Source organism: Candidatus Omnitrophota bacterium, from assembly GCA_023819145.1.
In the GTDB taxonomy this organism is placed as follows: Bacteria; Omnitrophota; Gorgyraeia; order DTHP01; family DTHP01; genus JBFWKV01.
This window is the reverse complement of the sequence record JAMWCW010000005.1, coordinates 24762-47664: the sequence shown is the minus strand read 5'-3', so window position 1 is coordinate 47664 and position 22903 is coordinate 24762. Positions and strand designations below refer to the sequence as shown.

Annotated in this window: 25 protein-coding genes and 3 tRNA genes; 1 reads left to right on the top strand and 27 read right to left on the bottom strand. The window is 39.4% G+C overall.

Going from position 1 to position 22903, the window contains the following annotated elements; translation table 11 throughout:
- Positions 1 to 5: 5 nt before the first annotated feature.
- Genes NC818_03780 through NC818_03765 form a run of 4 tightly spaced genes read right to left on the bottom strand, consistent with a single transcriptional unit; the run spans position 6 to position 4186 of the window.
- Positions 6 to 1301: a V-type ATP synthase subunit B gene (locus NC818_03780; GenBank protein MCM8783878.1), complete on the bottom strand. Its 1296-nt coding sequence runs from the start codon at positions 1299 to 1301 to the stop codon at positions 6 to 8.
- Positions 1294 to 3039, bottom strand: a complete 1746-nt coding sequence (locus NC818_03775; protein ID MCM8783877.1) for a V-type ATP synthase subunit A — start codon at positions 3037 to 3039, stop codon at positions 1294 to 1296. Before NC818_03775 ends, NC818_03780 begins: the two co-directional genes overlap by 8 nt.
- Before the next feature lies 1 nt (position 3040).
- Complete coding sequence (locus tag NC818_03770) at positions 3041 to 3568, bottom strand: DUF2764 domain-containing protein (GenBank protein ID MCM8783876.1); 528 nt, start codon at positions 3566 to 3568, stop codon at positions 3041 to 3043.
- Positions 3569 to 3571: 3 nt separating this feature from the next.
- Positions 3572 to 4186 carry a hypothetical protein gene (locus NC818_03765; protein MCM8783875.1) on the bottom strand — a complete coding sequence of 205 codons (615 nt, stop codon included), beginning with the start codon at positions 4184 to 4186 and terminating at the stop codon, positions 3572 to 3574.
- A gap of 132 nt (positions 4187 to 4318) precedes the next feature.
- Here NC818_03765 and NC818_03760 point away from each other — a divergent pair, with 132 nt between their 5' ends.
- A complete protein-coding gene (locus NC818_03760; protein ID MCM8783874.1) occupies positions 4319 to 5947 on the top strand; it encodes a SurA N-terminal domain-containing protein in 1629 nt (542 codons plus the stop codon).
- A 47-nt stretch (positions 5948 to 5994) separates the two neighbouring features.
- On the opposite strand, the gene pheT is transcribed toward NC818_03760, so the two are convergent.
- The 23 genes from pheT to yidC all read right to left on the bottom strand — a co-directional run bounded on the left by pheT (position 5995) and on the right by yidC (position 22903).
- Positions 5995 to 8049, bottom strand: a complete 2055-nt coding sequence (pheT, locus tag NC818_03755; protein ID MCM8783873.1) for a phenylalanine--tRNA ligase subunit beta — start codon at positions 8047 to 8049, stop codon at positions 5995 to 5997.
- Positions 8050 to 8101: 52 nt separating this feature from the next.
- Complete coding sequence (pheS, locus tag NC818_03750) at positions 8102 to 9163, bottom strand: phenylalanine--tRNA ligase subunit alpha (protein MCM8783872.1); 1062 nt, start codon at positions 9161 to 9163, stop codon at positions 8102 to 8104.
- Complete coding sequence (locus NC818_03745; GenBank protein ID MCM8783871.1) at positions 9163 to 9693, bottom strand: DNA-binding protein; 531 nt, start codon at positions 9691 to 9693, stop codon at positions 9163 to 9165. Before NC818_03745 ends, pheS begins: the two co-directional genes overlap by 1 nt.
- Before the next feature lie 3 nt (positions 9694 to 9696).
- Positions 9697 to 11199: a TrkH family potassium uptake protein gene (locus tag NC818_03740; GenBank protein ID MCM8783870.1), complete on the bottom strand. Its 1503-nt coding sequence runs from the start codon at positions 11197 to 11199 to the stop codon at positions 9697 to 9699.
- Positions 11200 to 11322: 123 nt separating this feature from the next.
- Positions 11323 to 11985, bottom strand: coding sequence for an NAD-binding protein (locus NC818_03735; GenBank protein ID MCM8783869.1), 663 nt, complete (start codon positions 11983 to 11985; stop codon positions 11323 to 11325).
- A gap of 3 nt (positions 11986 to 11988) precedes the next feature.
- Complete coding sequence (locus NC818_03730) at positions 11989 to 12639, bottom strand: TrkA family potassium uptake protein (protein MCM8783868.1); 651 nt, start codon at positions 12637 to 12639, stop codon at positions 11989 to 11991.
- Positions 12640 to 12707: 68 nt separating this feature from the next.
- A complete protein-coding gene (gene rplT / locus NC818_03725; GenBank protein ID MCM8783867.1) occupies positions 12708 to 13058 on the bottom strand; it encodes a 50S ribosomal protein L20 in 351 nt (116 codons plus the stop codon).
- A gap of 83 nt (positions 13059 to 13141) precedes the next feature.
- Positions 13142 to 13339, bottom strand: coding sequence for a 50S ribosomal protein L35 (rpmI, locus tag NC818_03720; GenBank protein ID MCM8783866.1), 198 nt, complete (start codon positions 13337 to 13339; stop codon positions 13142 to 13144).
- Positions 13340 to 13356: 17 nt separating this feature from the next.
- Positions 13357 to 13866, bottom strand: coding sequence for a translation initiation factor IF-3 (gene infC, locus NC818_03715; protein ID MCM8783865.1), 510 nt, complete (start codon positions 13864 to 13866; stop codon positions 13357 to 13359).
- Between the two features lie 7 nt (positions 13867 to 13873).
- Positions 13874 to 15586 (bottom strand): threonine--tRNA ligase, encoded by a 1713-nt coding sequence (gene thrS, locus NC818_03710; GenBank protein ID MCM8783864.1) that lies wholly within the window; start codon positions 15584 to 15586, stop codon positions 13874 to 13876.
- Between the two features lie 58 nt (positions 15587 to 15644).
- Positions 15645 to 15722: transfer RNA gene (locus NC818_03705), tRNA-Val, on the bottom strand.
- Between the two features lie 33 nt (positions 15723 to 15755).
- Positions 15756 to 15839, bottom strand: a tRNA-Leu gene (locus tag NC818_03700).
- A 28-nt stretch (positions 15840 to 15867) separates the two neighbouring features.
- A tRNA-Cys gene (locus tag NC818_03695) sits at positions 15868 to 15939 on the bottom strand.
- 23 nt (positions 15940 to 15962) lie between these two features.
- Positions 15963 to 16631, bottom strand: a complete 669-nt coding sequence (locus NC818_03690; protein MCM8783863.1) for a phosphopantothenoylcysteine decarboxylase — start codon at positions 16629 to 16631, stop codon at positions 15963 to 15965.
- Entirely contained in the window at positions 16628 to 17164 is a 537-nt protein-coding gene (locus NC818_03685) for a hypothetical protein (protein ID MCM8783862.1), read from the bottom strand. Before NC818_03685 ends, NC818_03690 begins: the two co-directional genes overlap by 4 nt.
- Positions 17161 to 17367: a DNA-directed RNA polymerase subunit omega gene (gene rpoZ, locus NC818_03680; protein MCM8783861.1), complete on the bottom strand. Its 207-nt coding sequence runs from the start codon at positions 17365 to 17367 to the stop codon at positions 17161 to 17163. Before rpoZ ends, NC818_03685 begins: the two co-directional genes overlap by 4 nt.
- 17 nt (positions 17368 to 17384) lie before the next feature.
- Positions 17385 to 17957 (bottom strand): guanylate kinase, encoded by a 573-nt coding sequence (gene gmk / locus NC818_03675; GenBank protein MCM8783860.1) that lies wholly within the window; start codon positions 17955 to 17957, stop codon positions 17385 to 17387.
- A gap of 8 nt (positions 17958 to 17965) precedes the next feature.
- Positions 17966 to 18199 (bottom strand): DUF370 domain-containing protein, encoded by a 234-nt coding sequence (locus NC818_03670; GenBank protein ID MCM8783859.1) that lies wholly within the window; start codon positions 18197 to 18199, stop codon positions 17966 to 17968.
- Complete coding sequence (locus NC818_03665; protein MCM8783858.1) at positions 18196 to 19059, bottom strand: YicC family protein; 864 nt, start codon at positions 19057 to 19059, stop codon at positions 18196 to 18198. The genes NC818_03670 and NC818_03665 overlap by 4 nt, the downstream gene beginning before the upstream one ends.
- A gap of 43 nt (positions 19060 to 19102) precedes the next feature.
- Entirely contained in the window at positions 19103 to 19603 is a 501-nt protein-coding gene (locus NC818_03660) for a nucleoside-diphosphate kinase (protein ID MCM8783857.1), read from the bottom strand.
- A gap of 15 nt (positions 19604 to 19618) precedes the next feature.
- Positions 19619 to 20482, bottom strand: coding sequence for a ParB/RepB/Spo0J family partition protein (locus NC818_03655; GenBank protein MCM8783856.1), 864 nt, complete (start codon positions 20480 to 20482; stop codon positions 19619 to 19621).
- A gap of 13 nt (positions 20483 to 20495) precedes the next feature.
- The gene (locus tag NC818_03650) at positions 20496 to 21299 is read right to left on the bottom strand and encodes an AAA family ATPase (protein ID MCM8783855.1); all 804 of its coding nucleotides are present in this window, start codon (positions 21297 to 21299) and stop codon (positions 20496 to 20498) included.
- 38 nt (positions 21300 to 21337) lie between these two features.
- Positions 21338 to 22903 carry a membrane protein insertase YidC gene (gene yidC, locus NC818_03645; GenBank protein ID MCM8783854.1) on the bottom strand — a complete coding sequence of 522 codons (1566 nt, stop codon included), beginning with the start codon at positions 22901 to 22903 and terminating at the stop codon, positions 21338 to 21340.

Genomic DNA, 22903 nt, shown 5'->3' with positions numbered 1-22903 from the left:
CTTGACTACTTTTTAGGCCAGTACTCTTCAATGAGGCTGAGCTTTATCCCTGTTTCTTCGGGCTTAAAACAATCTGCCAAAATCTGCCAGCCTAAATCAAGCGCTTCTTTAAGCGGAAGGTTTACTTCCAAAGACATCATCCTTTTTTCAAACATCGCTCCGTAACGCAAAAGTTTTTTATCCCAATCGGTCATCTTAAATCCCATCGCCCGTTTTTCTAAAGTTTCTCGGTATTGCGCAAACAATTGAATCATGGTATCCATTAAGGTGCGATGGTCGGAACGGGTGGTGGCATTTACCTGTTGTCTCAATCTGCTTAAAGAACCAAAGGGCTCAATCGCTTTATTCTTAAGATAAAACTGCCCTTCGGTAATGTAACCGGTGTTATCGGGAATGGGATGGGTAACATCATCGCCGGGCATGGTGGTAACGGAAATGATGGTGATGGAGCCTGCTCCTTCAAAATCTACTGCTTTTTCATATCTTTTTGCTAACTGGGTGTATAAATCTCCGGGATAACCGCGATTGGAAGGAATCTGTTCCATGGTAATGGAAATTTCTTTTAAAGCGTCACAAAAATTGGTCATATCTGTAAGCAGAACCAAAACTCGCTTTCCTTTCAACGCAAAATCCTCGGCAACCGCTACGCTTATGTCCGGAACCAATAAACATTCTACGATAGGGTCGGAGGCGGTATGCACAAAGAATACCGTTCTTCCAAAAGCATTTTTCTCCTCAAGAATGTTGCGGAAAAAAAGATAGTCGTCATACTTAAGTCCCATTCCCCCGAGAATAATTATATCCATCTCCGCCTGTACTGCAATGCGCGCCAAGAGTTCATTGTAGGGTTCACCGGGAATAGAAAAGATGGGAATCTTCTGCGATTCTACCAAAGAATTAAAAAGGTCTATCAAAGGAATGCCAGTATGCACCAGCTTATGGGGAATCAATCTTTTCACGGGATTAACCGGAGGCCCACCAATCTCTACCACCTGTTCAGAAAGACTCGGGCCTTTATCTCGGGGTAGCCCTGTGCCATTAAAAATTCTTCCCAAGAGCGCCTCTCCACTTGCCACACGCAAGGGATGGCCTAAAAATCTAACCTTGTCTCCCGTGGAGATGCCTTTGCTACCGGCAAAAACCTGAAGAAAAACCTTATTTCCCTCCAAACGAATCACTTGAGCAAGAGATGTCCCGAGACTGGAGATTACCTCGGCTATCTCCGCATAACCCACATTCTCGGCCTCAACCGTGATTACATCTCCAGCAATCTCCAAAATCTCTGTATAGACCTTATACATGATTACTCTTTACTCTCTTCTTCTCATCCAAGAATATCTTAATTTCTTTCTCCAGACTTACAAAACCTTCGCTTTGCCAGGCTTCTGAATTCCAACTCTTAAAGAGTTGTCTTAATTTTTGGAAGAATTTTAACGCCTGTTCTTTATCTTGGAGAGCAAAATCTTCTTTTATAACCTTGTGATAGATAAAATCAAAAACATGTTTTTGCCTTTCCTGAGGAGTGGCTTCATCTATTGGGTCAAAGGCATTCTGCTGAAGATAAACAAAGTCAAAAAACTCTCCCTTTAAAGAATCTACATAATCTTCAAGCGTAATCCCCTCCTCGCCTACTACTTTCATCATCTGGGAAATTTCGTTGGCTCGACGCAAAACCGTATGCAGGTAGCGGACTTTATCTTCATCGATAAAACTCTTATATTTCGACCAGCTGATTAAAGGGTCTATCGCGGGATATTTTCTTGCTTCCGCACGTTCACGGGAAAGTCCCAAAAATGCTCCTACAACCTTTAAGGTTGCCTGCGTAACCGGTTCTTCAAAATTCCCTCCCGCAGGGCTAACTGTTCCTCCAATGGTTACAGAAGCAACTGTTCCGTCATTTAACCTTACACTTCCTGCGCGTTCGTAAAAGGAAGCGATGCGCGATTCCAAATAAGCAGGAAAAGCCTCTTCACCAGGAATTTCTTCAAGCCTTCCAGAAATCTCACGCATTGCCTGCGCCCAGCGGGAAGTGGAATCTGCAAGGAGTAAAACATTAAGCCCCATCTGCCGATAATATTCGGCAATGGTAACCGCAGTGTAGACGCTTGATTCCCGGGAAGCCACGGGCATGGAACTGGTGTTGCAGATAATCACTGTACGGTCGCTTAACGGTCTTGCTGTGCGCGGGTCAGTAATCTGGGGAAAAGTCTTTAAGGTTTCCACCACCTCTCCTGCCCGTTCTCCACAGGCGGCAATGATTACGATATCTACTTCTGCGTGTCTACTGATTAGCTGTTGTAAAACCGTCTTACCCGAACCAAAAGGACCAGGGATACAATAGGTTCCTCCTAAAGCCACAGGAAAGAGCGAATCAATAAGGCGCATTTTGGTCACCAGAGTTTTCTCCGGTAAAAGTCTCTCCCGATATGCTCTAATGGGAATCTTCACTGGCCAGGATTGCTTAAGAAAAACTTCCTGAGTCCGTTGTTCTTTATCTTTTAAATGGGCAATTGGTTGTCTTAAATTGTAACTGCCTTTCTCAACAATACTCTCTATTTCAAAAACGCCACTAAAAGCAAAGGGAACCATAATATAATGCTTGAATATCTTCTCGGGAACAAAACCCAATTTATCTCCTGCTTTTACCTTGTCCCCTTTTTTTACCAAGGGAGTAAATTCCCATAAGCTTTCCTCGGAAAGGGCTTTAAGGTATGCTCCGCGCTTTAAGAAGAAACCAAAGCGTTCTGCCAAAAGAGTAAGCGGATTTTGCAGACCATCAAAAATTTGCCCGAGTAAACCTGGCCCAAGCTCTACGGAAAGAAGCTCACCAGTAAACTCTACACTGTCTCCCACTTTTACGCCATCGGTATTCTCATAAACCTGAAGTTCAGCAATATTACCTCTAATCCTGATTACCTCGGATTTAAGTCTCTCTTCTCCATGAATAATGTAAGCGACTTCATTCTGTAAAACAAATTCTTTAAACTCTACCGCTATCATACTCCCACTTATTTTTACAATCCTGCCTTTTCTTGTCATCTTAATTAACCAAATGCTCTAAAAGAGCTTCCTTGTCTGCTTTTTGTATTCTGTCCCAACGCTCAAGGATAGAAAGTTTAATGCCATAGACAACCAAAAAATCAAAATCAAAGAAGTGTCTGGCTTCTAATTCTTCAAGAAAATCCCATCTTAGCCTATCAAGCATCTTTTCTGCTTCAAGTGGGGAAGGATTCTTAACGGCTTGATTAATGATTTGGAGAGAGTAAAGAGATAAATTCTCTTCTGTCTTTCTTAAATATTTATACGGCTCCTTATTCCTAATCAATGCCCTCTGTTTTATCAATTCATTTCTTAAGGCAAAATCAAAATTAAACCATCTCTTTAAAGTCTTCTGTTTTATCTGGGGAATCTCGGGCTCTTTCTCAGGGATAGTCTTCATCAGCACCAGTTCCTCCTCACTGATAAAATCCATACACTTATCTAAAAATCTCAAGAAACTAAAAGGAGGTTCTTTGTCAAATTTAAGAAAAGGGAGGCTGGAAATAAGATAGGTGTAGTAACGTGGCATATTTCAGGACTCCTTGACCACATCGCTAAGTAAATCTTTTAATCGTGGTTTTAAATAGTTACCAATGTATTCTGCTAAAGCTCTATCGCTAAAATCAAAATATGATTTTCCACCATCATAACTAATAAGAAACCCGCCTGTAAGTTCATCGGATTGCTTCACCAATATACCCCTTTTTACCTCTTCTTTAAGTTTGTTCAGATAGTGATTCCTAATATTATCTGCATCCTCTCTTTTGAGTAAAACAGTTATCTCTTGGGTCGGATCGCCCTTGTATTCTTTTACGAGGGTTGAGATAATTCTGCTTAACTCTTCTGGCTTAAATATCTCTCGAATTTCTAAAAGAATTATTTTCTGAAGTAGGGTATTAATCTCTTTTTTAATAACCAGGAGAGTGTCGCGACTTGCTTGTTGAAGCAAAGTTTTAGTATAGGCTTCTTCTTGGAGAATTTTTGCCTTTGCCTCTTTGATTAACTTCTCCGCCTCTTCTCTTGCACTCTTTAAAATCTCTTCAGCACGTCGCTTTGCTTCTCTCTCAATCGCAGTTGCTTTCTCTTCCGCTTCCTTAATCCCCTCTTCCTGAATCTTTTTTAATAAGCTCTGAATATCTTCTGCCATCTCTTCTCCTTTTTGTAATTTTAGGGTATTATATTCTACCTAAAGACAATTTTCAACCTTTTTTATTTGCACAAGAAAACATTATGTAGTATGATGTTTAAAACCAAACTTTTAAAAAAGAAAGGAGTCTCAATGTTAAAGGCAATGCGCAAGAAAGAAAATGTAAAGGCAGTAATGTGGATTTTAGCCATCATTCTCATTCCGGCATTTGTGCTCTGGGGCGGAGGGGCAATGCTCCGTGAACGCGCTCAGGGACAAGCGGGTAAAGTATTTAACCGCAAAATAAGTTTAGAAAAATACCTGGAAAGTTGGGAAGCTGTGAGAAATCAAGCAATCCTTATCTACGGAAAACTCTTTGACCAGATTGCCCAATACCTTGATTTGGACAGCCAAGCCTGGGATAGGCTGATGCTTTTAGAAGAGGCAAAGAGACAAAAGATTAAAGTAAAAGACGAAGAATTAATTGAACGTTTAAGAAATCTTCCTCTTTTTCAAAAAGATGGTAAATTCGACCCTCAAATTTATGAGTGGGTTTTAAAATATTACCTGCGCACAAATCCTTTAAGGTTTGAAGAAGAAATGCGCGCTTCTTTAAAAATTTCTAAGTTAGTAGAAAAAATTTATAACGAGGTAAAACTTTCGGAAGAAGAATTAAAGGAAGAATATGTGAAGGAAAATGAAAAGGCAAAATTTTCCTATTTTATTATTGAGACAAAAGATTTCCTGGAGAAAGTAGAGATAAAGGACGAGAAAGAACTTCTTGACTATTACACCTTAAACAAAGATTTCTTACGCAAACCCGAGACGGTAAAAGTAGAATATATTTTCATAGACCCGTTGATGTTAGAGAAAGAAATAAACATTTCTGAAGAAGAGATTAAGGAATATTTTGAAAGCCACAAAGAGGAATTTGCCCTCCCCCCTACCCCGCAAAGCCAACAAGAAACTCCTCAAGCAGTTCCCGAGCCAGTGCTTACGGAGGAGACAAAAGGCAAAATCAAAACCCGATTAACCAGCCAAAGAGTGATGGATAAAGTGGAAGAAATTAGGAATGAGCTTATAGGAAAACTCACCCCTCAGGCAAACTTAGAAGAATTGGCAAAGAAATATGGGGTTTTGTTCAAAGTAACCGATTATTTTTCCTTAGACACAGTTCTTCCGGAAATAGGTTTTAACTTAAAATTCTATAACTACGCATTTAGGCTGAAGCCAGGAGAAATATCCGACCCCATTGAGATTAAAAATGGGTATCTCTTTTTGAAAGTAAAAGAAAAGAAACCTCCTTATGTCCCTGAATTTAATGAAGTAAAAGATAAGGTTGAAGAATTATTAAAGAAAGAAAAAGCAAACCTCATGGCAAAGGAAAAAGCGGAGAAGGTCTTAGAAGAATTAAAAACAAGAAATTGGGATGAGGTAGCGAAAGAACTCAATTTAACTCCTGTCTCTACCGAACTTATCACCCGCACCAGTTACATCCCTGGAATTGGTAAATCCGAGGAATTTACAGAGACTGGCTTCTCTCTAAATCCTAATCAAGTCGCTACCTCAATAGTTAAAACAGAAAGAGGTTTTGTGATTTTGCGTCTTGAGGAAAAAATTTCCGTAAAAGAAGAGGATTTTGAGAAAGATAAAGAGGCTTTCCGCGAAAAAACCTTATCCAAGAAACAACAGGAACATTTTGAAATTTGGTTTAAAGACCTAAAGAGGCGCGCTAATCTCCAGTCAAATATTGATAAACTAAAAGCGAAATTTAATCCTTAGAACAAAGCTGGTTACAAATTTGATTTAATTTTGTAACTTTTGTAACCTTAGCGGAGTTCAGCTTGAAACTCTTCTTCTAACCCCTTACGAAGCTTAACCAGAGATTCCTCTACTTCTTCATCACGCAAGGTGCGTTGTTCTGACTGAAATTTTAAAGAGAAGGTAAGGCTTTTTTTGCCAAGAGGGATATTTGCTCCTTTATAAACATCAATCAAAGTTATCTCTTTAATTAAAGCGCAAGGGAAATTTTTCAAAAATCCTTCAATTTTCTCGTAGGCGATGTCTTCCTTTACCAAGAAAGAGATATCTCTTAAAACAAAAGGAAATTTTGGCAAGCTTACATACCTTTTCTCAAAAGAGGAGAAAAAAACCACTTTATTTAAATCCAATTCTGCCCAATAGACCTCTGTGGGCAAATCAAATTGCCTCTGGATATCTTCTTTAACCTTCCCTAAAAAACCAAGAGATTCTTCTCCAAATGCTATCTCTGCAGAATAACCCTTTTCTAAATAAGAACTTTCTTTTTTAAGAAAATTAACCTTCTTTATTCCCAAGTGCCCTAAAACTAATTCCACCACTCCTTTTAAATCATAAAAACTTAATTCTTCTTCTTTTTTTAACCAGCCCAAGGAAGTTTTTCCGCTAAGACAAATTCCCAAATAAGGAATTTCCTGAGGTAGTTCTTTATGGAAGTAAATTTTCCCCCATTCAAAAATCTTGAGGTTCTCTGTCTGATATTTTAAATTGTGGGCAATAACCTCTAAAATACTGGCAAGGAGTGTGGGGCGCAAAAACTCCTGTTCTTTACTCAAAGGATTAAGAACCTTTACCCATTCCTTTTCATCAGAGAGATTTACTTTTGCTAACAGATTCTTCCCTACCAAACTATAGGTAATTACTTCGCTAAAGCCTAACCCGGTTAATATCTCATAAAATATCATCTTGGTCTTATATAAAGGCGCAGGGGGAATAGCTTGAGAAATTTCTTCCTGTGGAAGGGTCAAAGGAAATTTATCATACCCATAAATGCGGGCAATCTCCTCCATTAAATCTTCTTCGATTACAATATCTCTACGAAAGAAAGGGGGCTTTATTTCAAATAAATCTTTTTTCCTTTTTACTGAGAAACCAAGCCTCTTTAAAATCTTCTCAATGTGAGAAGAAGAGATTTTCTCTCCTAAAAATTTATTAACCTCTTCAGTATTTAACGAAATTGTTTTTTCTTTATCTTTTTTAGAACCTACGTCTTTTATTTTGCTCACCAGAATCTTTTTCTTAAAAGAAGCATATTTTTCAAACAACTCCAGCGCACGCAAAGAAGCATTTAAAACGGTGTCTAAATCCACTTTTCTCTCAAAACGATATGAAGACTCAGTAACTAATCCCAATTTTTGGGAAGCACCTCTTATGGTAAGCGGGTCGAAATAAGCACTTTCTAAAAGAACCGTTTTTGTAAATTCGCTTACCTCAGTATTTTTACCTCCCATAATTCCGGCAATGGCGATGGGTTTTATTTTATCGGCAATGATAAGCATCGAACTGTCCAGTTTGCGTTCTTCACCGTCAATAGTAACAATAGACTCCTTATCTTTTGCCTTACGGACAATGATCGTCTGATTTTCAATTTTCTCATAATCAAAGGCATGCATTGGTTGACCAGTTTCAAAAAGACAATAATTGGTAATGTCTACAACATTGTTAATCGGCCTTAACCCTACTGCCGTAAGCCTTTTCTGTAGCCAAGAAGGAGATGGTTTTATCTCCACATTCTCAATCACCCTCCCAATGTACCGTGGGCAACCTTTTTTATCTTCAATTTTAATTTCAAAAGGTAATCGGGTAAGGGGTAAATGGCAGGTGGTGTTCTTTATTGAGGAGACTTTAAATTTACCTCCAGTAATTGCCGAAACTTCGCGGGCAATCCCTATAATACTTAACCAGTCAGGACGATTGGTAGTAACCTCTATCTCCAACACCCAATCTTTATCAACTTCTTCCAAAGAAACTACTTCCAACCCTGCCATTGTAAGTTTTTCCGCTAATGACTGGGGGGTAGTTCTTATCTCTACGAAATCTTTAAGCCAATTATAGGTTACCTTCATCCGCTTGATTAGTTATATGGTTAAATAAATATTAAAATCACCAATTAGCGATTCAAAACTGCCTCAGGAATCTCAAGTCATTCTCAAAGAATAAACGGATGTCATCAATACCATATTTAAGCATAGCAATTCGTTCTACTCCCATGCCAAAGGCAAAACCCCTGTATTTCCCTGAAGGATATCCCGCAGAATAAAACACGCGGGGATGAACCATCCCCGCTCCTAAAATTTCAAGCCATCCTTTCCTGCCGCAAACACTACAGCCTTTACCTTTACAGATTATACAAGATATGTCTACCTCTACTGATGGTTCGGTAAAAGGAAAATGATGCGGTCTAAAACGCATCTTGATCTCTTTACCAAAAAATCTTTGAGCAAAGGCAAAAAGAGTTCCTTTAAGATCAGAGAATTTGACTTTCTCCCCTACAGCAAAACCTTCAATCTGGTGAAACATGAAAGAGTGACTTGCATCGGTTGCGTCCGGACGGTAAACCCTTCCCGGAGAAACCACCCTTAACGGAGGTTTAAATTGTTCCATAATACGCACTTGAAGGGTAGAGGTCTGACTTCTCAATAAATATCTTCCGGGAGAGCATTTTAGTTCTTCCAAACCGCGATTCTTAGTGGTAGTGGCTTCGGTACTCAAATAAAAAGTATGAAAGGCTTCTGTAGCTGGATGCTCGGGGGGAATATTCAGTGCCGTAAAATTATAGTATTCAGTCTCTATTTCCGAGCCCTCGACAACCACAAAGCCGAGGGTTTCAAAAATGGATAAAATACTTTCTATCGTCTGGGTCAGAATATGCTTTACTCCTCTGTTAAAAGAAACTCCAGGAAGAGTAACGTCAAGCTCTCCTCCTTCTTGAGCGGTTCTTTCTAATCTCTCCTCTATATCCTTTATTACACTTTGTACCCTCTCCTTAAAACTATTGAGTACTTCACCCAAAATTGCTCTCTGCGAAACATCCACTTGGGAAAATCTGGAGAAAAATCCACTTAAAACCCCTTTGCGCCCCAGATATTTCGCTCTTAAGACCTCAAGCTCTTTAAGAGAGCTTATTTTTTTAACCTCTTCAAGAAATTCTTTCTCTATTTCCTTAATCTCTTCTTGCATCATGCTCTCTTTATTTTTAAAGCAAACCACAAGTTACGCAAAACAATACAGACAAGAAGAAAAGAACCAGAGACAAAGAACCGTTTCATCCATCTTTCCCTTAAAGGATTAATTTTTTCCTCTCGGAGAAAACCTTCGCTAATTATGCTCACTTTTTCCGCATGAATATCCACATCTCCTCCATGCTCTACACAGCGCGCATGAAAAATTCCCTCTACTTCCAGAGTATCTCCGGTTATTTTGTAACTACCAACATATTTTATGGAAGGAAGGAGTTCCTTGGCCAAATATACCCCAATGGCGAAATCTCCATCGTAAAGATTTATCCAGAAAAAATCTCCTCTTTTCATCACGTCTCCAATTACTTCTCCCCGATAAACCACTTTTTTGCCATCATATTCATTGGGGTTAGTGAGTAAATCTTTGCCAGAAATAACCCCCGCAAAACAGGCAGTAAAGAGTAAACAATGCAGAGCGTATACAATAAACGCTATACTATAAATCTTAAACTGTAAACTGTAAAATTTCATTTACTATTTCCCTCTGATTAACGCAATGAGAAAACCTACCAAAGTAAATATCGCTACAAATTCCAAACGTCCCAGCCACATTTGAAGAATATAGGTCAATTTTAAAGCCGTAGGCATATAGAATGAGGTAATCCCACAGGAAAGCCCTACATTTGCTCCTGCAGAAGTGGATTCAAAGAACGATTCTAAAAAGGGATAACCGCAAAGCATCCCCACCACGGTTCCTAAAAGATAAAGCATAAGATAAGCAAGAAAAATAACCGCCGCAGAACGCACATGACGGTCTTCTAAGATTAAATCCCGCACATGATGAAATTTTTCTACTGAAACCACGTTATCGGGTTGCATCAATTGTTTCACATCCTGAATAAGCGCTTTAAAAACCAAACCAATTCTTAAAGCTTTAATACCTCCGGTAGTAGAACAGGTTGCCCCTCCTAAACCCATGGCGATGATAAGCCCTACAATGGCCAAAGCAGGCCAGGAATTTATTAATTCCTGGGGGGAAAGGGTCATATAACCTGTGCCCGTATGCCCAGAAATGAGTTGGTAAAATCCTTTACGGAATAAAACCATTGCCTCTGGATACACATCGAGCTTAGATAAACCTACTGCCACAAGCAAGAAAGTTAAAACAACAGTGGAGGAAAAACTGATAATCTCAATATCCCTCCAAAATTCTTTCCTGTTACCTGTCCAAAGACTGTAATGTAATTTAAAATTAATTACTCCCAGAAACATCATAAATATCGTAGCCATCTCCAAGGCAAAACTGTGATAGTATAAAATATTCTGTGTTTGGGGAGCAAATCCTCCGGTATCAAAAGACGCCATAAAAAGCCACAAGCCATGGAAAAATGCGCGTTTTAAGGAAACTCCTTCTAATAAAGCGATGCCCCCTAAAATGAGGCTACCAAAAATAAGATAGAAAATACTTAAGACGAAAATAAACCTTGCAGTTTCAATCACATTGGGGAAAATTTTCTCTTCCCTTGCTTCACCCACATATATCCTGAAAGCACCTCCCATCCCTTGACCGAGAAAACTCAAAGCCATGATAATCACCCCTTGCCCTCCAATGAACATCATGAGATGTCGCCACATCTGGTGCGCCATCGAGAGATGGTCAAGGTCTTGCACCAGCGTAAGCCCTGTGGTGGCTAAACCGCTCATGGCATCAAAAACCGCATCCAGAAAACTTCTCCAGTGACCACTTAAATACAAAGGAATCGCCCCTAAAACCGCCATAAATAACCAGCCTAAAGAAACAATTACCATCGCGTGCATCCAGCGTAATTCTTTCTCTATCTTAAAAACAAAAATGAATAAAAACCCCAGATTGAGAAATATCCCCAAGGAGAGAAGAAAATCTATTAGTGGCACCTTTTCCTGTAAAAAAACGGCAGTTAAGAGTGGTAAGGACAAAGAAATTCCTACGGCAATAATAATTTTACCAATATAATACAAAACTAAACGAATGTCTTCAAATCTTGGCTTGACTAACATGGAATTAAAATTAAAAAAATCTAATGAATAATAGACCTAAAAGAAAAGAAAAAATTAAAAGAGAAGAGTAAAAGATAAAAATGGTAAAGATTCCCTTTGCGATATTAGAAAAGATGTATTGTTTCATATTTTGCCTACTAAAAATTCTAAAAGTTGCTTTTCGTTTTCTACGGTAGTAAGTGCAATTACATCATCACGCGGTTCCAAAACCGTATCCCCTCTGGGAATAATCACTTTATCACCGCGAATTACAGAAACCAATACCGCATCGTGAGGTAATTTTAAGTCCTTTATTGCCTTATTCACCACTGGAGAATCTTCTGCTAAATCGACGCGCACGATGGCTAATTTACCCCGCTTGAAAGTCATTAGAGTAACAAAATCGGCAAAAGAAACTTCCTCCTCAATTATCTTGGCAATAATGGCATTAGAATCAACGGGCACATCCACACCCAATTCACTAAAGATATATTCATTACGAGAATCATTAACCCGTGCCACGGTACGTTTAGTGCTAAATCTCTCTTTCGCCAATTGGCAAATAATCAAATTGTCTTCATCGTCTCCAGTAACCGCAGCCACAACATCTGCACGGTCTGCCCCCGCATCTTCCAGAGATTTGGGGTCGCATCCATCCCCATTTATAACCAAAGCTCCCATCTCTTTAGCAAGCTCTTTGCAGCGGGAAGAATCTTTTTCAACCACCACCACCACATGTTTATCTTCCAGAAGACGCCGCGCAAGGTATCTACCTACATTACCAGCACCTACAATTATAATATACATTTCTTACTCAATTTTGTATAAAGCCTTTATCTTTTTAAGTGTAGAGATTTTCACCACGGCAATCAGAATATCCCCTTTTTCTATAAAGGTATTCTCCGCAGGGATAAAAGTCCCCTTCTTTTTCCTTATAATCGTCGTCACAAGAAACTCTTCAGGAAGATTAATTTCTTTTACCGACTTCCCCACCATATCATCTGTGGCATTAAATTCTAATACTCCCAGTTCCTTAGTCTCAATGAGATATCCGGTGAAATGGCTTTCAATAAGTTTGTCACGCATCATGTAGGCAAAGAGAAGGGTTCCACTGATAGTGTAAATGCCCAAAGAACGATAAATCTCTGCACGCTGGGGGTCATACACACGCGCGATTACCTTGGGAACATTAAAAATCTTCTTTGCCACCTGGGCAGTCATAATGTTGGTGTTGTCTCCATTGGTCACCGCACAGAGCGCATCTGCCTTTTCCACCCCGCCCTCTTTTAAGATCTCTAAATCAAATCCATTGCCGATGAGGGTTATACCATTAAAATTTCCTCCCAAGCGTTTAAAAGAATCGGGGTTTTTATCAATGACCACTACATTGTGCCCTTCTTCTTGCAGAATCTTCGCTAGTTCCGCACCCACCCGTCCACAACCAACAATTATGACATACATAGTTATTCCTCAAAATCGAAACAGAAGAATCCGAAACTAAAAATGTTTTCTAAAACGCCATTTCCACCTTAGGCGGTTTTGACCAATTCTACTAATTTACTGAAAACTTCGGGGTTGTTTACTGCCAAATCCGCCAAAACTTTACGGTCCAAATCCACTTTTGTTTTCTTCAAGCCATGAATAAACCGATTATAAGAAATCCCTTCATTTTTACAGGCAATGGAAATACGGGTAATCCAAAGTTTACGAAACTGACGTTTCTTCGCCCTGCGGTCACGGTAACTATAAACCAAGGCACGCTGAACCGTTTCCTTTGACCTCCGATAGAGTTTACTTCGCGCTCCCCAGTAACCCTTAGCCTGTTTGAGAACCTTTTTGTGTCTTCTATGTGTCGCTACCGCATGTTTTACCCTGGGCATAAATACTCCCCTCCCTCCTTGAATTTTATTGGAAAATCATTAATTCAATTCTAAATTATTCCAAATTCTTCCCTATATTTTTTTTAATAATAAGGGAGCAGTCTCCGAATTTTCTCTCTATCCACCGGGGCAATGAACCCCGGTCTGCGCAAATCAAGTTTTCGTTTACGTCTCTTTTTGCTCAAAAGGTGACTTTTACCGCCTTTTGGCCTTTTAAATTTACCACTTTTAGTCGACCTAATGCGCTTCGCCAGTGAACGCGAAGTTTTCATTTTCGGCATAGCTCTACCTCCGTATCTTAACCATGATGGGGCGCAACTACGGCAATAATGTTTCTCCCTTCGTTTTTGGGCGGTTTTTCTATCTCCCCCCACTGGGTTGCATCATTTAAGAATCTCTCCAATAGTTTCTCCCCAATCTCAGGGTGGGTAAATTCTCTCTTGCGATAAAAAAGCGTGATTTTTACCTTATCCCCGTGTTTAAGAAATTTTTGCAAATTTCTCAGTTTAACCTGATAGTCGTGTTCTTCAATGTTTGGTTTTAAACGAATTTCTTTAAGATGATGCATATGCATTCTCTTACGCGCCTGCTTTTCTCTCTTTTCCTGCTCATATCGATATTTGCCATAGTCCATAATCCGGCAGACCGGAGGAATCGCTTCTGGCGCAACCTCTACCAAATCAAGATTGTGTTCTTCTGCCTGCCTCAATGCATCTTCAAGAGAAACCACTCCCAACTGCTCGCCATTCTCCCCAATTAACCGAATCTGTCTGGCTCTTATCTGTTCATTTACCCTAAGAAACCTCAATAACCTTTCACCTCCTTTCGCTTATCTCGTTTTTAATTTGCTCCAAAAACTTAGCTAATGTAATTTGACCCAAGTCTCCCTTTTTACGCTCCCTGATGCTTAAGGTATTTGAAACCTTTTCTTTTTCTCCTACAATAATCATGTATGGAATTTTATTAAGCTGTGCCTGCCGAATCTTGTACTGCATCTTTTCCTCACGCATATCAATTTCTACCCGCAAACCCTCTTCTAAAAGCTTTTCTTTTACCATCTCTGCATAATCAAGTGCTTTATCCGAAATAGGAATGATTATTCCCTGCACCGGTGCCAGCCAGAGAGGCAGTGCGCCTGCATAATGCTCAATTAACGTTCCTATAAAACGTTCCATGCTCCCCAAGACTACGCGATGAAGCATTATCGGTCTTTTCAGAGAACCATCGGAAGCGGTGTAGGTTAAGTCAAAGCGCTTGGGTAAAGCAAAATCACATTGAATGGTTGCACACTGCCAAGTTCTCTTTAAGGCATCCTTCAATTTTATATCAATCTTCGGTCCGTAGAAAGCACCTTCCCCCGGACTTATTTTACAATCCAAACCTTTCTCGCTCAAGGATTTTTTTAGAGCATTTTCTGCCCTCTGCCATTCTTCATCGGTACCAATGGATTTTTCTGGGCGGGTACTTAACTCTATCTCATACTCGTCAAAACCAAAAACCCTCATTGTTTCGATAACAAAATCAATTACCCCTTTTATCTCATCAATCAATTGTTCCTCCGTGCAAAAAATGTGGGCATCGTCCTGCGTAAATCCTCTAACCCTCAAAAGTCCGTGCAAAACGCCTGTTTTTTCATTGCGGTATACGGAACCGAGCTCAAAGAAACGTAAAGGCAGTTCTCTGTAACTGCGTAATTTTGATTTATAAATCAGAATATGCCCGGGGCAATTCATGGGCTTTACGGCAAATTCCTGTTCCTCTACTTTAAAAATATACATATTCTCCTTATAATAATTATAGTGGCCAGAGCGCATCCAGATATCCGACCTTAAAATATGGGGAGTAATCACCAGCTGATATCCTCTTTTAAGATGTTCTCTCTTCTCATAATCCTCAATAATTGTCCTTAAAACTGCTCCTTTGGGATGATAAAAAATAAGTCCTGCTCCTGCTTCTTCATGGATACTGAAAAACTCCAATTCCTTGCCTAATTTTCTGTGGTCCCGTTTCTTTACTTCCTCTAATTTATTTAAATAAACCTCCAGTTCTTTCGAGGTAAGGAAACATGTCCCATAGATTCTTTGAAGCATGGGATTGGTTTCTATGCCGTGCCAGTAAGCCCCAGCAATGGAGAGGAGTTTGAAAGCCTTAATTTTACCCGTGGATTCTACATGAGGACCACGGCACAAATCTATGAATTCTCCGCTACGATAAATGGTCACTTTTTCCTCAGGAATTTCTTTAAGTAAATCTAACTTATAATCATCTCCCCATTTCTTAAATAAATCTTCTGCCTCTTTCTTAGAAATTTCCTCCTTTATAAAAGGAAAATCCTCCTTGATAATCTCTTTCATCTTCTCCTCAATCTTCTCTAGGTCTTCAAGAGCAAACTTATGAGGAGAATCAAAGTCATAGTAGAACCCGTCTTCAATGGAAGGCCCAATCCCCAACTTTGTGGCGGGAAAAAGTCTTTTTACTGCCTGGGCCATCACATGAGCACAAGAATGTCGTAAAGTATCTAAATCCATATCGCAATATTAAATATCAGAAATCTTGAACTTTGCACTTAATTTTCAAAGCTTATACTGGTGGGCGCTACAGGACTTGAACCTGTGACCTCTTCCATGTCAAGGAAGCACTCTAAACCAACTGAGCTAAGCGCCCATAAAATAAATTGTTCCCTTGCCAAATTGTCTATGGGCGAGAAGGGATTCGAACCCTTACGGCCTTAACGGCCAACGGATTTTAAGTCCGTCGAGTATACCATTCCTCCACTCGCCCGAACTAAAAATCACTCTCACTAAAATCGAGGCGCGGGTCGGAATTGAACCGACGAATAATGGTTTTGCAGACCACTGCCTTGCCACTTGGCTACCGCGCCACAATTTGGATTACGTCCTGAGATTATTTTTGGGATAATTTAGCACTTAACTTCTTAAAAGTCAAGGTATTTATCTCCTTAAGGAGGCGCTTAGAAAACCCAAGCTTAGAACAAGGAGCACTTTTCTTAAGCACACCTTCTCTGTAAATAATCAAGGGGGTAATACTTCCCTCTCCGAAGGTATTTCTGCCCAATTTCTGGGCAATAATTAAATCTAAATTTTTCTTTTTTAACTTTTCTTGAGCATGCTTAATTAGGTTAGTGGTTTCCAAGGAAAAACCAATCAAAATCTTATCCTTTTTCCTTCTACCCATCTCATAGAGGATATCGGGGTTTTTAACCAATCTTAAAATCAAATTTTTAGAACTACCTTTTTTGATTTTATTCCTTGCTGGTTTTACCACGCGAAAATCACATACCGCTGCAGTCATAATGAGGCAGTCGCAGGAAGAAAAATGTTTTTTTACTTCTTTATACATTTCGGAGGCAGTATTTATAGCAATAAATTTTACGCCCTGAGGAGGTTTCAAATGCGTAGGACCACTAATTAAAGTAACGCTATAACCCTCTTTTTTAGCCTCCTCTGCCAAAATATAACCCAAAGTTCCTGTGGAATAATTAGAAATAAATCTCACCGGGTCAAGGGGTTCACGGGTGGGACCAGCAGTAATGAGAAGATGCACCTTCTTCATTTGAGCAGAGCAAAAACTTCTGCTACTATCTGAGTAAGAGGGGCAAGATGGCCTATGCCTGTCTTCCCACAGGCAAGTTTACCTTTAACAGGTTCAATGAATTTGTAGCCAAAATTTTTTAGTTTTCTAATATTTTCTTCTATGATTTTATTCTTATACATATTCTCATTCATCGCCGGACAGATTAAAACGGGTGCTTTTGTAGAAATCACGGTGCAAGTTAAAAGGTCATCGCAAATACCATGGGCAATTTTCCCAATAATGTTAGCGGTGGCAGGACAAATGAGGATTAAATCCCCTCTCTCGGCAAGTCTGATATGTAACGGGTTATTTTCTTGTGGAGGAGAAAACATTTCGGTATAAACAGGATTATGGGAAAGCGTTTGAAAAGTCAAGGGCTTTATCAGTTCTTCTGCCTCTTTAGTCATAATTACAGAAATGTTTAATCCTTTTTCTTTTAATAAATTAATTAGATCCAATGACTTATATATAGCAATGCTCCCACTAACCCCTAAAACAACCTCTCTTTTCATTTCTCCCCCTGTTTAGTCTTTTTATAGCTAATTTTACCTTGGATAATTTCTTCCAAGGCAATGGTAGAAATTTTAGAAGACTCGATATTTGCCAACTTGGGAGCTCCTTCATTTAATTCTACAGCACGTTTACTCGCCAAGTTAACTGCTTTATAAATGCTCCCTACGTTTTTGAGAATCTTTTCTATAGGCACATAAGACATAAGTCTACACCTCCATTTTATTTTTTATTAAGCCTCTCTAAGGTAATAATAGCATTAAGTATTTTCTTGGCAACATCCAAATCATCGTTTATCAAAATATAATTATATTCTCTTTTAAACTCCATCTCCTTCTTTGCCTGACGTAGGCGTTTTTCTATCTCTGAAGAAGAATCCAATCCTCTTTTTTTTAGTCTTTCTCTCAAGGCCTGCAAAGAGGGTGGGGCGATAAAAATGAATACCGCGTGAGGAAATTTTTTCTTTACCTGCATTGCACCTTGAACATCGATAATCAAAACAACATCTTTGCCTTGGCTAATTTTCCTTACCACAAATTCGCGGGGCGTTCCATAAAAATAACCGAAAACTTTCGCCCACTCAAGGAGTTTGTTTCTCTTTTTTAATTCCATAAACTCTTTGTCATTTACAAAAAAGTATGCCTTACCTCTTCTTTCCCCCCGACGCGGTGGACGGGTAGTTACCGAAACAGAACGTACCAGATTCTTATTCCCAGAAATAATCTCCTCTCCCAAGGTAGTCTTCCCGCATCCCGAGGGTCCGGAAATCACAAAAAGTAAACCTTTCCTCTTCATCTCTGCCGTTACGCTCTAATTCTCTCTGCCAAGGTTTCGGGATTAATTCCTGAAAGAATTACATGGTCAGAAGTGGTAATGATTATTGCCCTTGTTTTTCTTCCGTTGGTGGCATCAATGAGTTTACCTTGGCGTTTTGCCTCTGCCCGAAGTCTCTTCATCGGAGCAGCCTCTGAAGAAACTACTGCCACTACCTTGTCTAAAACAACCGAATTGTTAAACCCAATGTCCAAAATTTTCATTCTAAATTCTGCACCTGTTCGCGAATCTTTTCCACATACGACTTTATCAAAACCACCTCATGGGAAATAAGATAATCGTTGGCTTTCGCACCGATGGTATTAGCTTCGCGAAAAGCCTCTTGGGCCATAAAATCAAGCTTCCTTCCCACTTCTTCTTCTTTCTTTAATAAATTCCGCATTTCCACGAGGTGTCCTCGAACACGCACTATCTCTTCAGAAATATCGGTATTCCGTAAGAAAAGACTTGTTTCTTCCATTAGTTTTTCTTTGGTAAGGGTTAAACCGGCTAATGCCTGGCACTTTAATTGTATCTTTCTTTTAAATTCACCTACATTGTGCTTTGTGCGCATTTGAATCTTCTTTAAAGAATTTTCTGCAGATTGTATATTCGCCAAAACATCTTTAAGTAACACCCTGCCTTCTTTTTCTTTAGAAACAAGCAGTTTGTCTATCGCTTTATCTAAAACTTTTCTACACTCTCCCCACTCCTTACTCAAATCTATGTGCTTTTCTTCGCATACCAAAACCCCGGGCAGATTCAAGAAGTCGCTTATTCCCCACTCTCCTCTCAAACCTATTTTTTTAGAGAGCAATTTGGCTATTTGAGTATATTGTTTAACCACCCTCTCATCCAAATTCACAGACTTTATATTCCCTTGAGGAGAAAAATAAATAAAGAGAACATTGATTGAACCACGACGGATTCTTTCTTTAAGCCGACGTTTTATTTCTTCTTCGTAAATTAATAGTTCTTGAGGGAGCCGGGTAGTAACTTCAAAAAAACGATGGTTGAAAGATTTTATCTCTACACTCAAAACACCCCCTTTGATTTTTCCTGTTGCTTTACTAAAGCCGGTCATGCTTTTTGTCATGTTCTCCTCGCTTTTTGTTCAGCGCTAAAGCTTATGCCCAAACTCGCTTTTTAACTTTTTCCTCAATTATTTTTGTAGGGTAAACTTCTACAATAAGTTCTTCGGGTAAAAACCAAAGTTTTATTTCTCTTTCTGCTTCTTGATTATCCCGAGAAGCATGAATTACATTTTCATAAACTCCCTTGGTGGTGATTCTACCGTATGCTCCTCTGATGGTTGTGGGGTCTGCTTCCTCGGGGTTGGTAGCCCCGCAGATTTCGCGCACTTTCCCAATCGCCCCTTCTCCCCAATAAACTAAAGCCATGACCTTGCGTCTTTCGTGAAATTCTCCTTGGATATATTTAATCAAGTCTTCAAAAAAGGGTTTGTCTTTCATATGGGCATAGTGACTCTCTGCCAGCTCACGGGAAACTCTGAGAACTTTCGCCCCGATGATTTCTAACTTCGTCTCTGAAAGACGGGTAAGAATATTACCCGTAAGCGATTTTTTCAAGCCATCGGGTTTAATAATCACCAAAGTCTGCTCCGTCATATTTTACCCCTCCTTTTAACTGCTGCTTTTCTTCAAGAGATTAATCAGCCTTTCCAAATCCGCAAGAGAATAATATTCTAACTCAATTTTACCTCGTTCCCGACGATGAATAATCTTGACTTTGGTACCAAAAAGACGCTGTAATTCCTCTTCCCAAAATCCTAAGTGCGGGTCTTTTTTATGTGCTAAAACTGGCTTCTTGCTCTTTTTTCTTTTTAAACTCCTTACTCTATTTTCCGCTTCCCGCACCGAAAGCGCTTTGGCGATGATTTCTTCGGCAAAATCTATCTGTTCTTGAGGCTCGGGGAGAGAAAGGATTGCCCGGCCATGCCCTTCACTCAATTCCCCTTGGATAATCTTTTCTTGCACCGGCAGAGGGAGCTTTAATAAGCGGAGTTTATTGACAATAGAAACCACTTCTTTACCCACTATCTGGGCAATTTTCTCCTGAGCCATCCCAAATTCTTCCATAAGACGTTTAAATGCCTGGGCTTCTTCAATAGGATTAAGGTCCTCACGTTGAAGATTCTCAATCAAGGCTAACTCCAGAAGGTCGACTTCTTCTTTTATATCTTTAATAATTGCAGGTACTTGCGTCAACCCAAGTTCTTGGGCAGCTTTTAAGCGCCTTTCACCGGCAATCAGTTCATAGCCAGCAGGGGTACGGCGCACAATAATCGGCTGAATAATTCCTTTTTCTCGAATTGAGGCCATTAATTCCCGCATCAGCGGTGCAGAGAAATTCTGGCGAGGTTGATATTTATTAGCCACAATGTCTTTAACTTCAATATTTACTATTGCTTGCGTATCTTCTTTCTCTAAAGCCGAAACAGGAATGAGCGCATCAAGCCCTTTCCCCAAAGCTCTTCTTTTCTCCATATTCACTCCCTGGTTAAGAAATTGATGAGGTTAAATTAAGGTCTAAGTTTATATTCGTATTTCTTAAAAGAAATTCTTGGGCTAACTCTGCATACTTCAGAGCCCCCACGCACTCCGGAGCATAGAGAAAAACAGGTTTCCCAAAACCGGGTGCTTCACCCAAGCGAATACTGCGGGGAATTACAGTGGCATAAACTTCCTTCCCAAAATGCTGACGGGCCTCAGCAATTACCTCCTGCGAAAGATTAGTGCGATAGTCTGCCATGGTAAGCAAAATCCCTTCAATGGCTAATGTCGGGTTAAACGCCTGTTTTATCCTCTCCAAGGTTACCAATAGTTGACTTAACCCTTCCAATGCATAGTATTCACATTGCACAGGAATGAGCGCAGAATGGGCAGCAGTTAGTCCATTCACCGTAAGTAGACCCAGAGAGGGAGGAAGGTCAATAAAAAGAAAGTCGAAATTCCTTTGTGCCTCCTCTAATAATTTTTGCAAAACAAACTGCCCTTTATCCATTCTGCTTAACTCTACTTCAGCGCCAATGAGCTCTAAGCGCGCAGGAACTAATTTTAGATTCTCTATGGTTGTTGGCTGGATAATCTCCTCTAGTTTCACTTCTCCTAAGAGTGCCTGATAAATAGAAGAATTTAGTTTATTCTTCTCTACTCCCAAACCACTGGTGGCATTTCCTTGAGGGTCTAAATCTATGACCAATATTTTTTTACCTGCATGGGCTAAAAAAGCAGAAAGATTAATGCAGGTAGTAGTCTTTCCCACTCCTCCTTTTTGATTACAGATTGCAATTATTTTACCCATCAGTTTTCACGTGAAAACTTAAAGCTAAATATAGCGCTTTAACCTTTATGCACCTTCCCTTGTAAAATTAAATTTAATAAGGTGCTCACTAACCAATAAAGCACTAACCCTGAAGGAAAATTATAAAAAATAAACCCAAAAAAGAAAGGCATAAACCAAGTAGTCTGCTTTTGGGAAGGAGAATAAACCTGTGTCTTTTTTTGTTGAAGATACATAAGTAAAACCATAATCAAGGGTAGCAAATTAAAGGAGTCGAGAAAAAGGACTTTCTGGGGAAAAGAAAACAAATTATCAGGAAGCGAAAGGTCTTTTATCCAGAGGAATCTTGCTCCTTTCAGTTCAACCGCACGCGAAAGCACCTGATAAAGAGAAACGAAGATAGGCATTTGCAGAAATAAAGGAAGACATCCTCCAAAAGGATTTACTTTATGTTTTTGGTATATCCCTAATATTTCTTTATTTAATCTTTGGGGGTCTTGTGCATATTCTTTACGCAAGCGCTCTATCTGAGGCTGAAGGCTCTGGAGGGCTTGCATCGACTTCATGCTCTTCCAGGTGAAAGGGAAAAGAAAAAGGTTAACCAAAAGTGAAAGAAAGATGATTGCTAAGCCATAGTTCTTTAAAAGCATAAAACCTCCTCGGAGGATGCGCAGGATAAATTTAGCAATGCCATCAAACATCCCGTAATATACAATTTCTTTCCATTCACTATTATATTGATGCAGGACACGCGTGTCAAGTGGTCCGAAATAAAACAAAAAATTTTCTTCCTTAGTTTCTCCAGGTTGAAGAATTGTTAAAGGAACTTGCACTGAAACCTCTAAGCCATTATCGGCAAGACGCTGGGCAGTAAACGAAGTGGTTCCTGAAGAGGGAACAATGATTTGAGAAAAATATTTACTCTTTAAGGCCAACCAAGGAAGGGGAGCCAAATAAATTTTAGAGGTGCGAATTTGGCGGAAAAACTCATGTTTGATTTTCCCTTCTTGAGCAAAAGCGATTTCCCAGTAACGCTCTTCCCAAGGTTCTTTGGTTTTAAGATTCTGGCCTCCTACAAAACCTACATTCACCGGTAAGGGTTTCTGGTCTAAGTTTTGGAGGCGTAAATTAAACTTTAGCAGATGGGTATTTTCCTCTAAAATAATCTTCTTTTCTATTAAGCATTGTCCGGGAACTAATAAATAATAGCTTACTCCATTTTTAGATTCGTTATAAGCATAGACCGCTTTATTTAAGTCGTAATTTAGAAAAGGGTGGGTAAAATAAAGGATCTTTTTACTATAAGTATCGTTTTTATAAATACTTATGGGGTTACCCTCTTGTTGATTATTAAACTGTATCAACTGTATCATGTTAATCCCTGCCCCCTTGTTCGTGCACTCTATACGCAGATGTTTATTTTGTAAAACCGTATCATGAACCGTATCATAGTTCTTAACTTCTTCTTTATCAACTACTTGAATACTTACTTCTTGGGGGAAATCTATTACTGCGGTTTTAGTAATCTTGGGAGAGGGTTGTGGAGCAAAAATCTGGAGGTAAAAAGGATAAAGAAAGATAATGAGTAGAATAAATAAAAGACCAATAAGATTTTTTTTCTCCAT

Coding starts and splice junctions, on each gene's coding strand:
- NC818_03780 (MCM8783878.1), bottom strand. CDS start 1,301: ATGTATAAGGTCTATACAGAGATTTTGGAGATTGCTGGAGATGTAATC.
- NC818_03775 (MCM8783877.1), bottom strand. CDS start 3,039: ATGACAAGAAAAGGCAGGATTGTAAAAATAAGTGGGAGTATGATAGCG.
- NC818_03770 (MCM8783876.1), bottom strand. CDS start 3,568: ATGCCACGTTACTACACCTATCTTATTTCCAGCCTCCCTTTTCTTAAA.
- NC818_03765 (MCM8783875.1), bottom strand. CDS start 4,186: ATGGCAGAAGATATTCAGAGCTTATTAAAAAAGATTCAGGAAGAGGGG.
- NC818_03760 (MCM8783874.1), top strand. CDS start 4,319: ATGTTAAAGGCAATGCGCAAGAAAGAAAATGTAAAGGCAGTAATGTGG.
- pheT (MCM8783873.1), bottom strand. CDS start 8,049: ATGAAGGTAACCTATAATTGGCTTAAAGATTTCGTAGAGATAAGAACT.
- pheS (MCM8783872.1), bottom strand. CDS start 9,163: ATGCAAGAAGAGATTAAGGAAATAGAGAAAGAATTTCTTGAAGAGGTT.
- NC818_03745 (MCM8783871.1), bottom strand. CDS start 9,693: ATGAAATTTTACAGTTTACAGTTTAAGATTTATAGTATAGCGTTTATT.
- NC818_03740 (MCM8783870.1), bottom strand. CDS start 11,199: ATGTTAGTCAAGCCAAGATTTGAAGACATTCGTTTAGTTTTGTATTAT.
- NC818_03735 (MCM8783869.1), bottom strand. CDS start 11,985: ATGTATATTATAATTGTAGGTGCTGGTAATGTAGGTAGATACCTTGCG.
- NC818_03730 (MCM8783868.1), bottom strand. CDS start 12,639: ATGTATGTCATAATTGTTGGTTGTGGACGGGTGGGTGCGGAACTAGCG.
- rplT (MCM8783867.1), bottom strand. CDS start 13,058: ATGCCCAGGGTAAAACATGCGGTAGCGACACATAGAAGACACAAAAAG.
- rpmI (MCM8783866.1), bottom strand. CDS start 13,339: ATGCCGAAAATGAAAACTTCGCGTTCACTGGCGAAGCGCATTAGGTCG.
- thrS (MCM8783864.1), bottom strand. CDS start 15,586: ATGGATTTAGATACTTTACGACATTCTTGTGCTCATGTGATGGCCCAG.
- NC818_03690 (MCM8783863.1), bottom strand. CDS start 16,631: ATGAAGAAGGTGCATCTTCTCATTACTGCTGGTCCCACCCGTGAACCC.
- NC818_03685 (MCM8783862.1), bottom strand. CDS start 17,164: ATGAAAAGAGAGGTTGTTTTAGGGGTTAGTGGGAGCATTGCTATATAT.
- rpoZ (MCM8783861.1), bottom strand. CDS start 17,367: ATGTCTTATGTGCCTATAGAAAAGATTCTCAAAAACGTAGGGAGCATT.
- gmk (MCM8783860.1), bottom strand. CDS start 17,957: ATGAAGAGGAAAGGTTTACTTTTTGTGATTTCCGGACCCTCGGGATGC.
- NC818_03670 (MCM8783859.1), bottom strand. CDS start 18,199: ATGAAAATTTTGGACATTGGGTTTAACAATTCGGTTGTTTTAGACAAG.
- NC818_03665 (MCM8783858.1), bottom strand. CDS start 19,059: ATGACCGGCTTTAGTAAAGCAACAGGAAAAATCAAAGGGGGTGTTTTG.
- NC818_03660 (MCM8783857.1), bottom strand. CDS start 19,603: ATGACGGAGCAGACTTTGGTGATTATTAAACCCGATGGCTTGAAAAAA.
- NC818_03655 (MCM8783856.1), bottom strand. CDS start 20,482: ATGGAGAAAAGAAGAGCTTTGGGGAAAGGGCTTGATGCGCTCATTCCT.
- NC818_03650 (MCM8783855.1), bottom strand. CDS start 21,299: ATGGGTAAAATAATTGCAATCTGTAATCAAAAAGGAGGAGTGGGAAAG.
- yidC (MCM8783854.1), bottom strand. CDS start 22,903: ATGGAGAAAAAAAATCTTATTGGTCTTTTATTTATTCTACTCATTATC.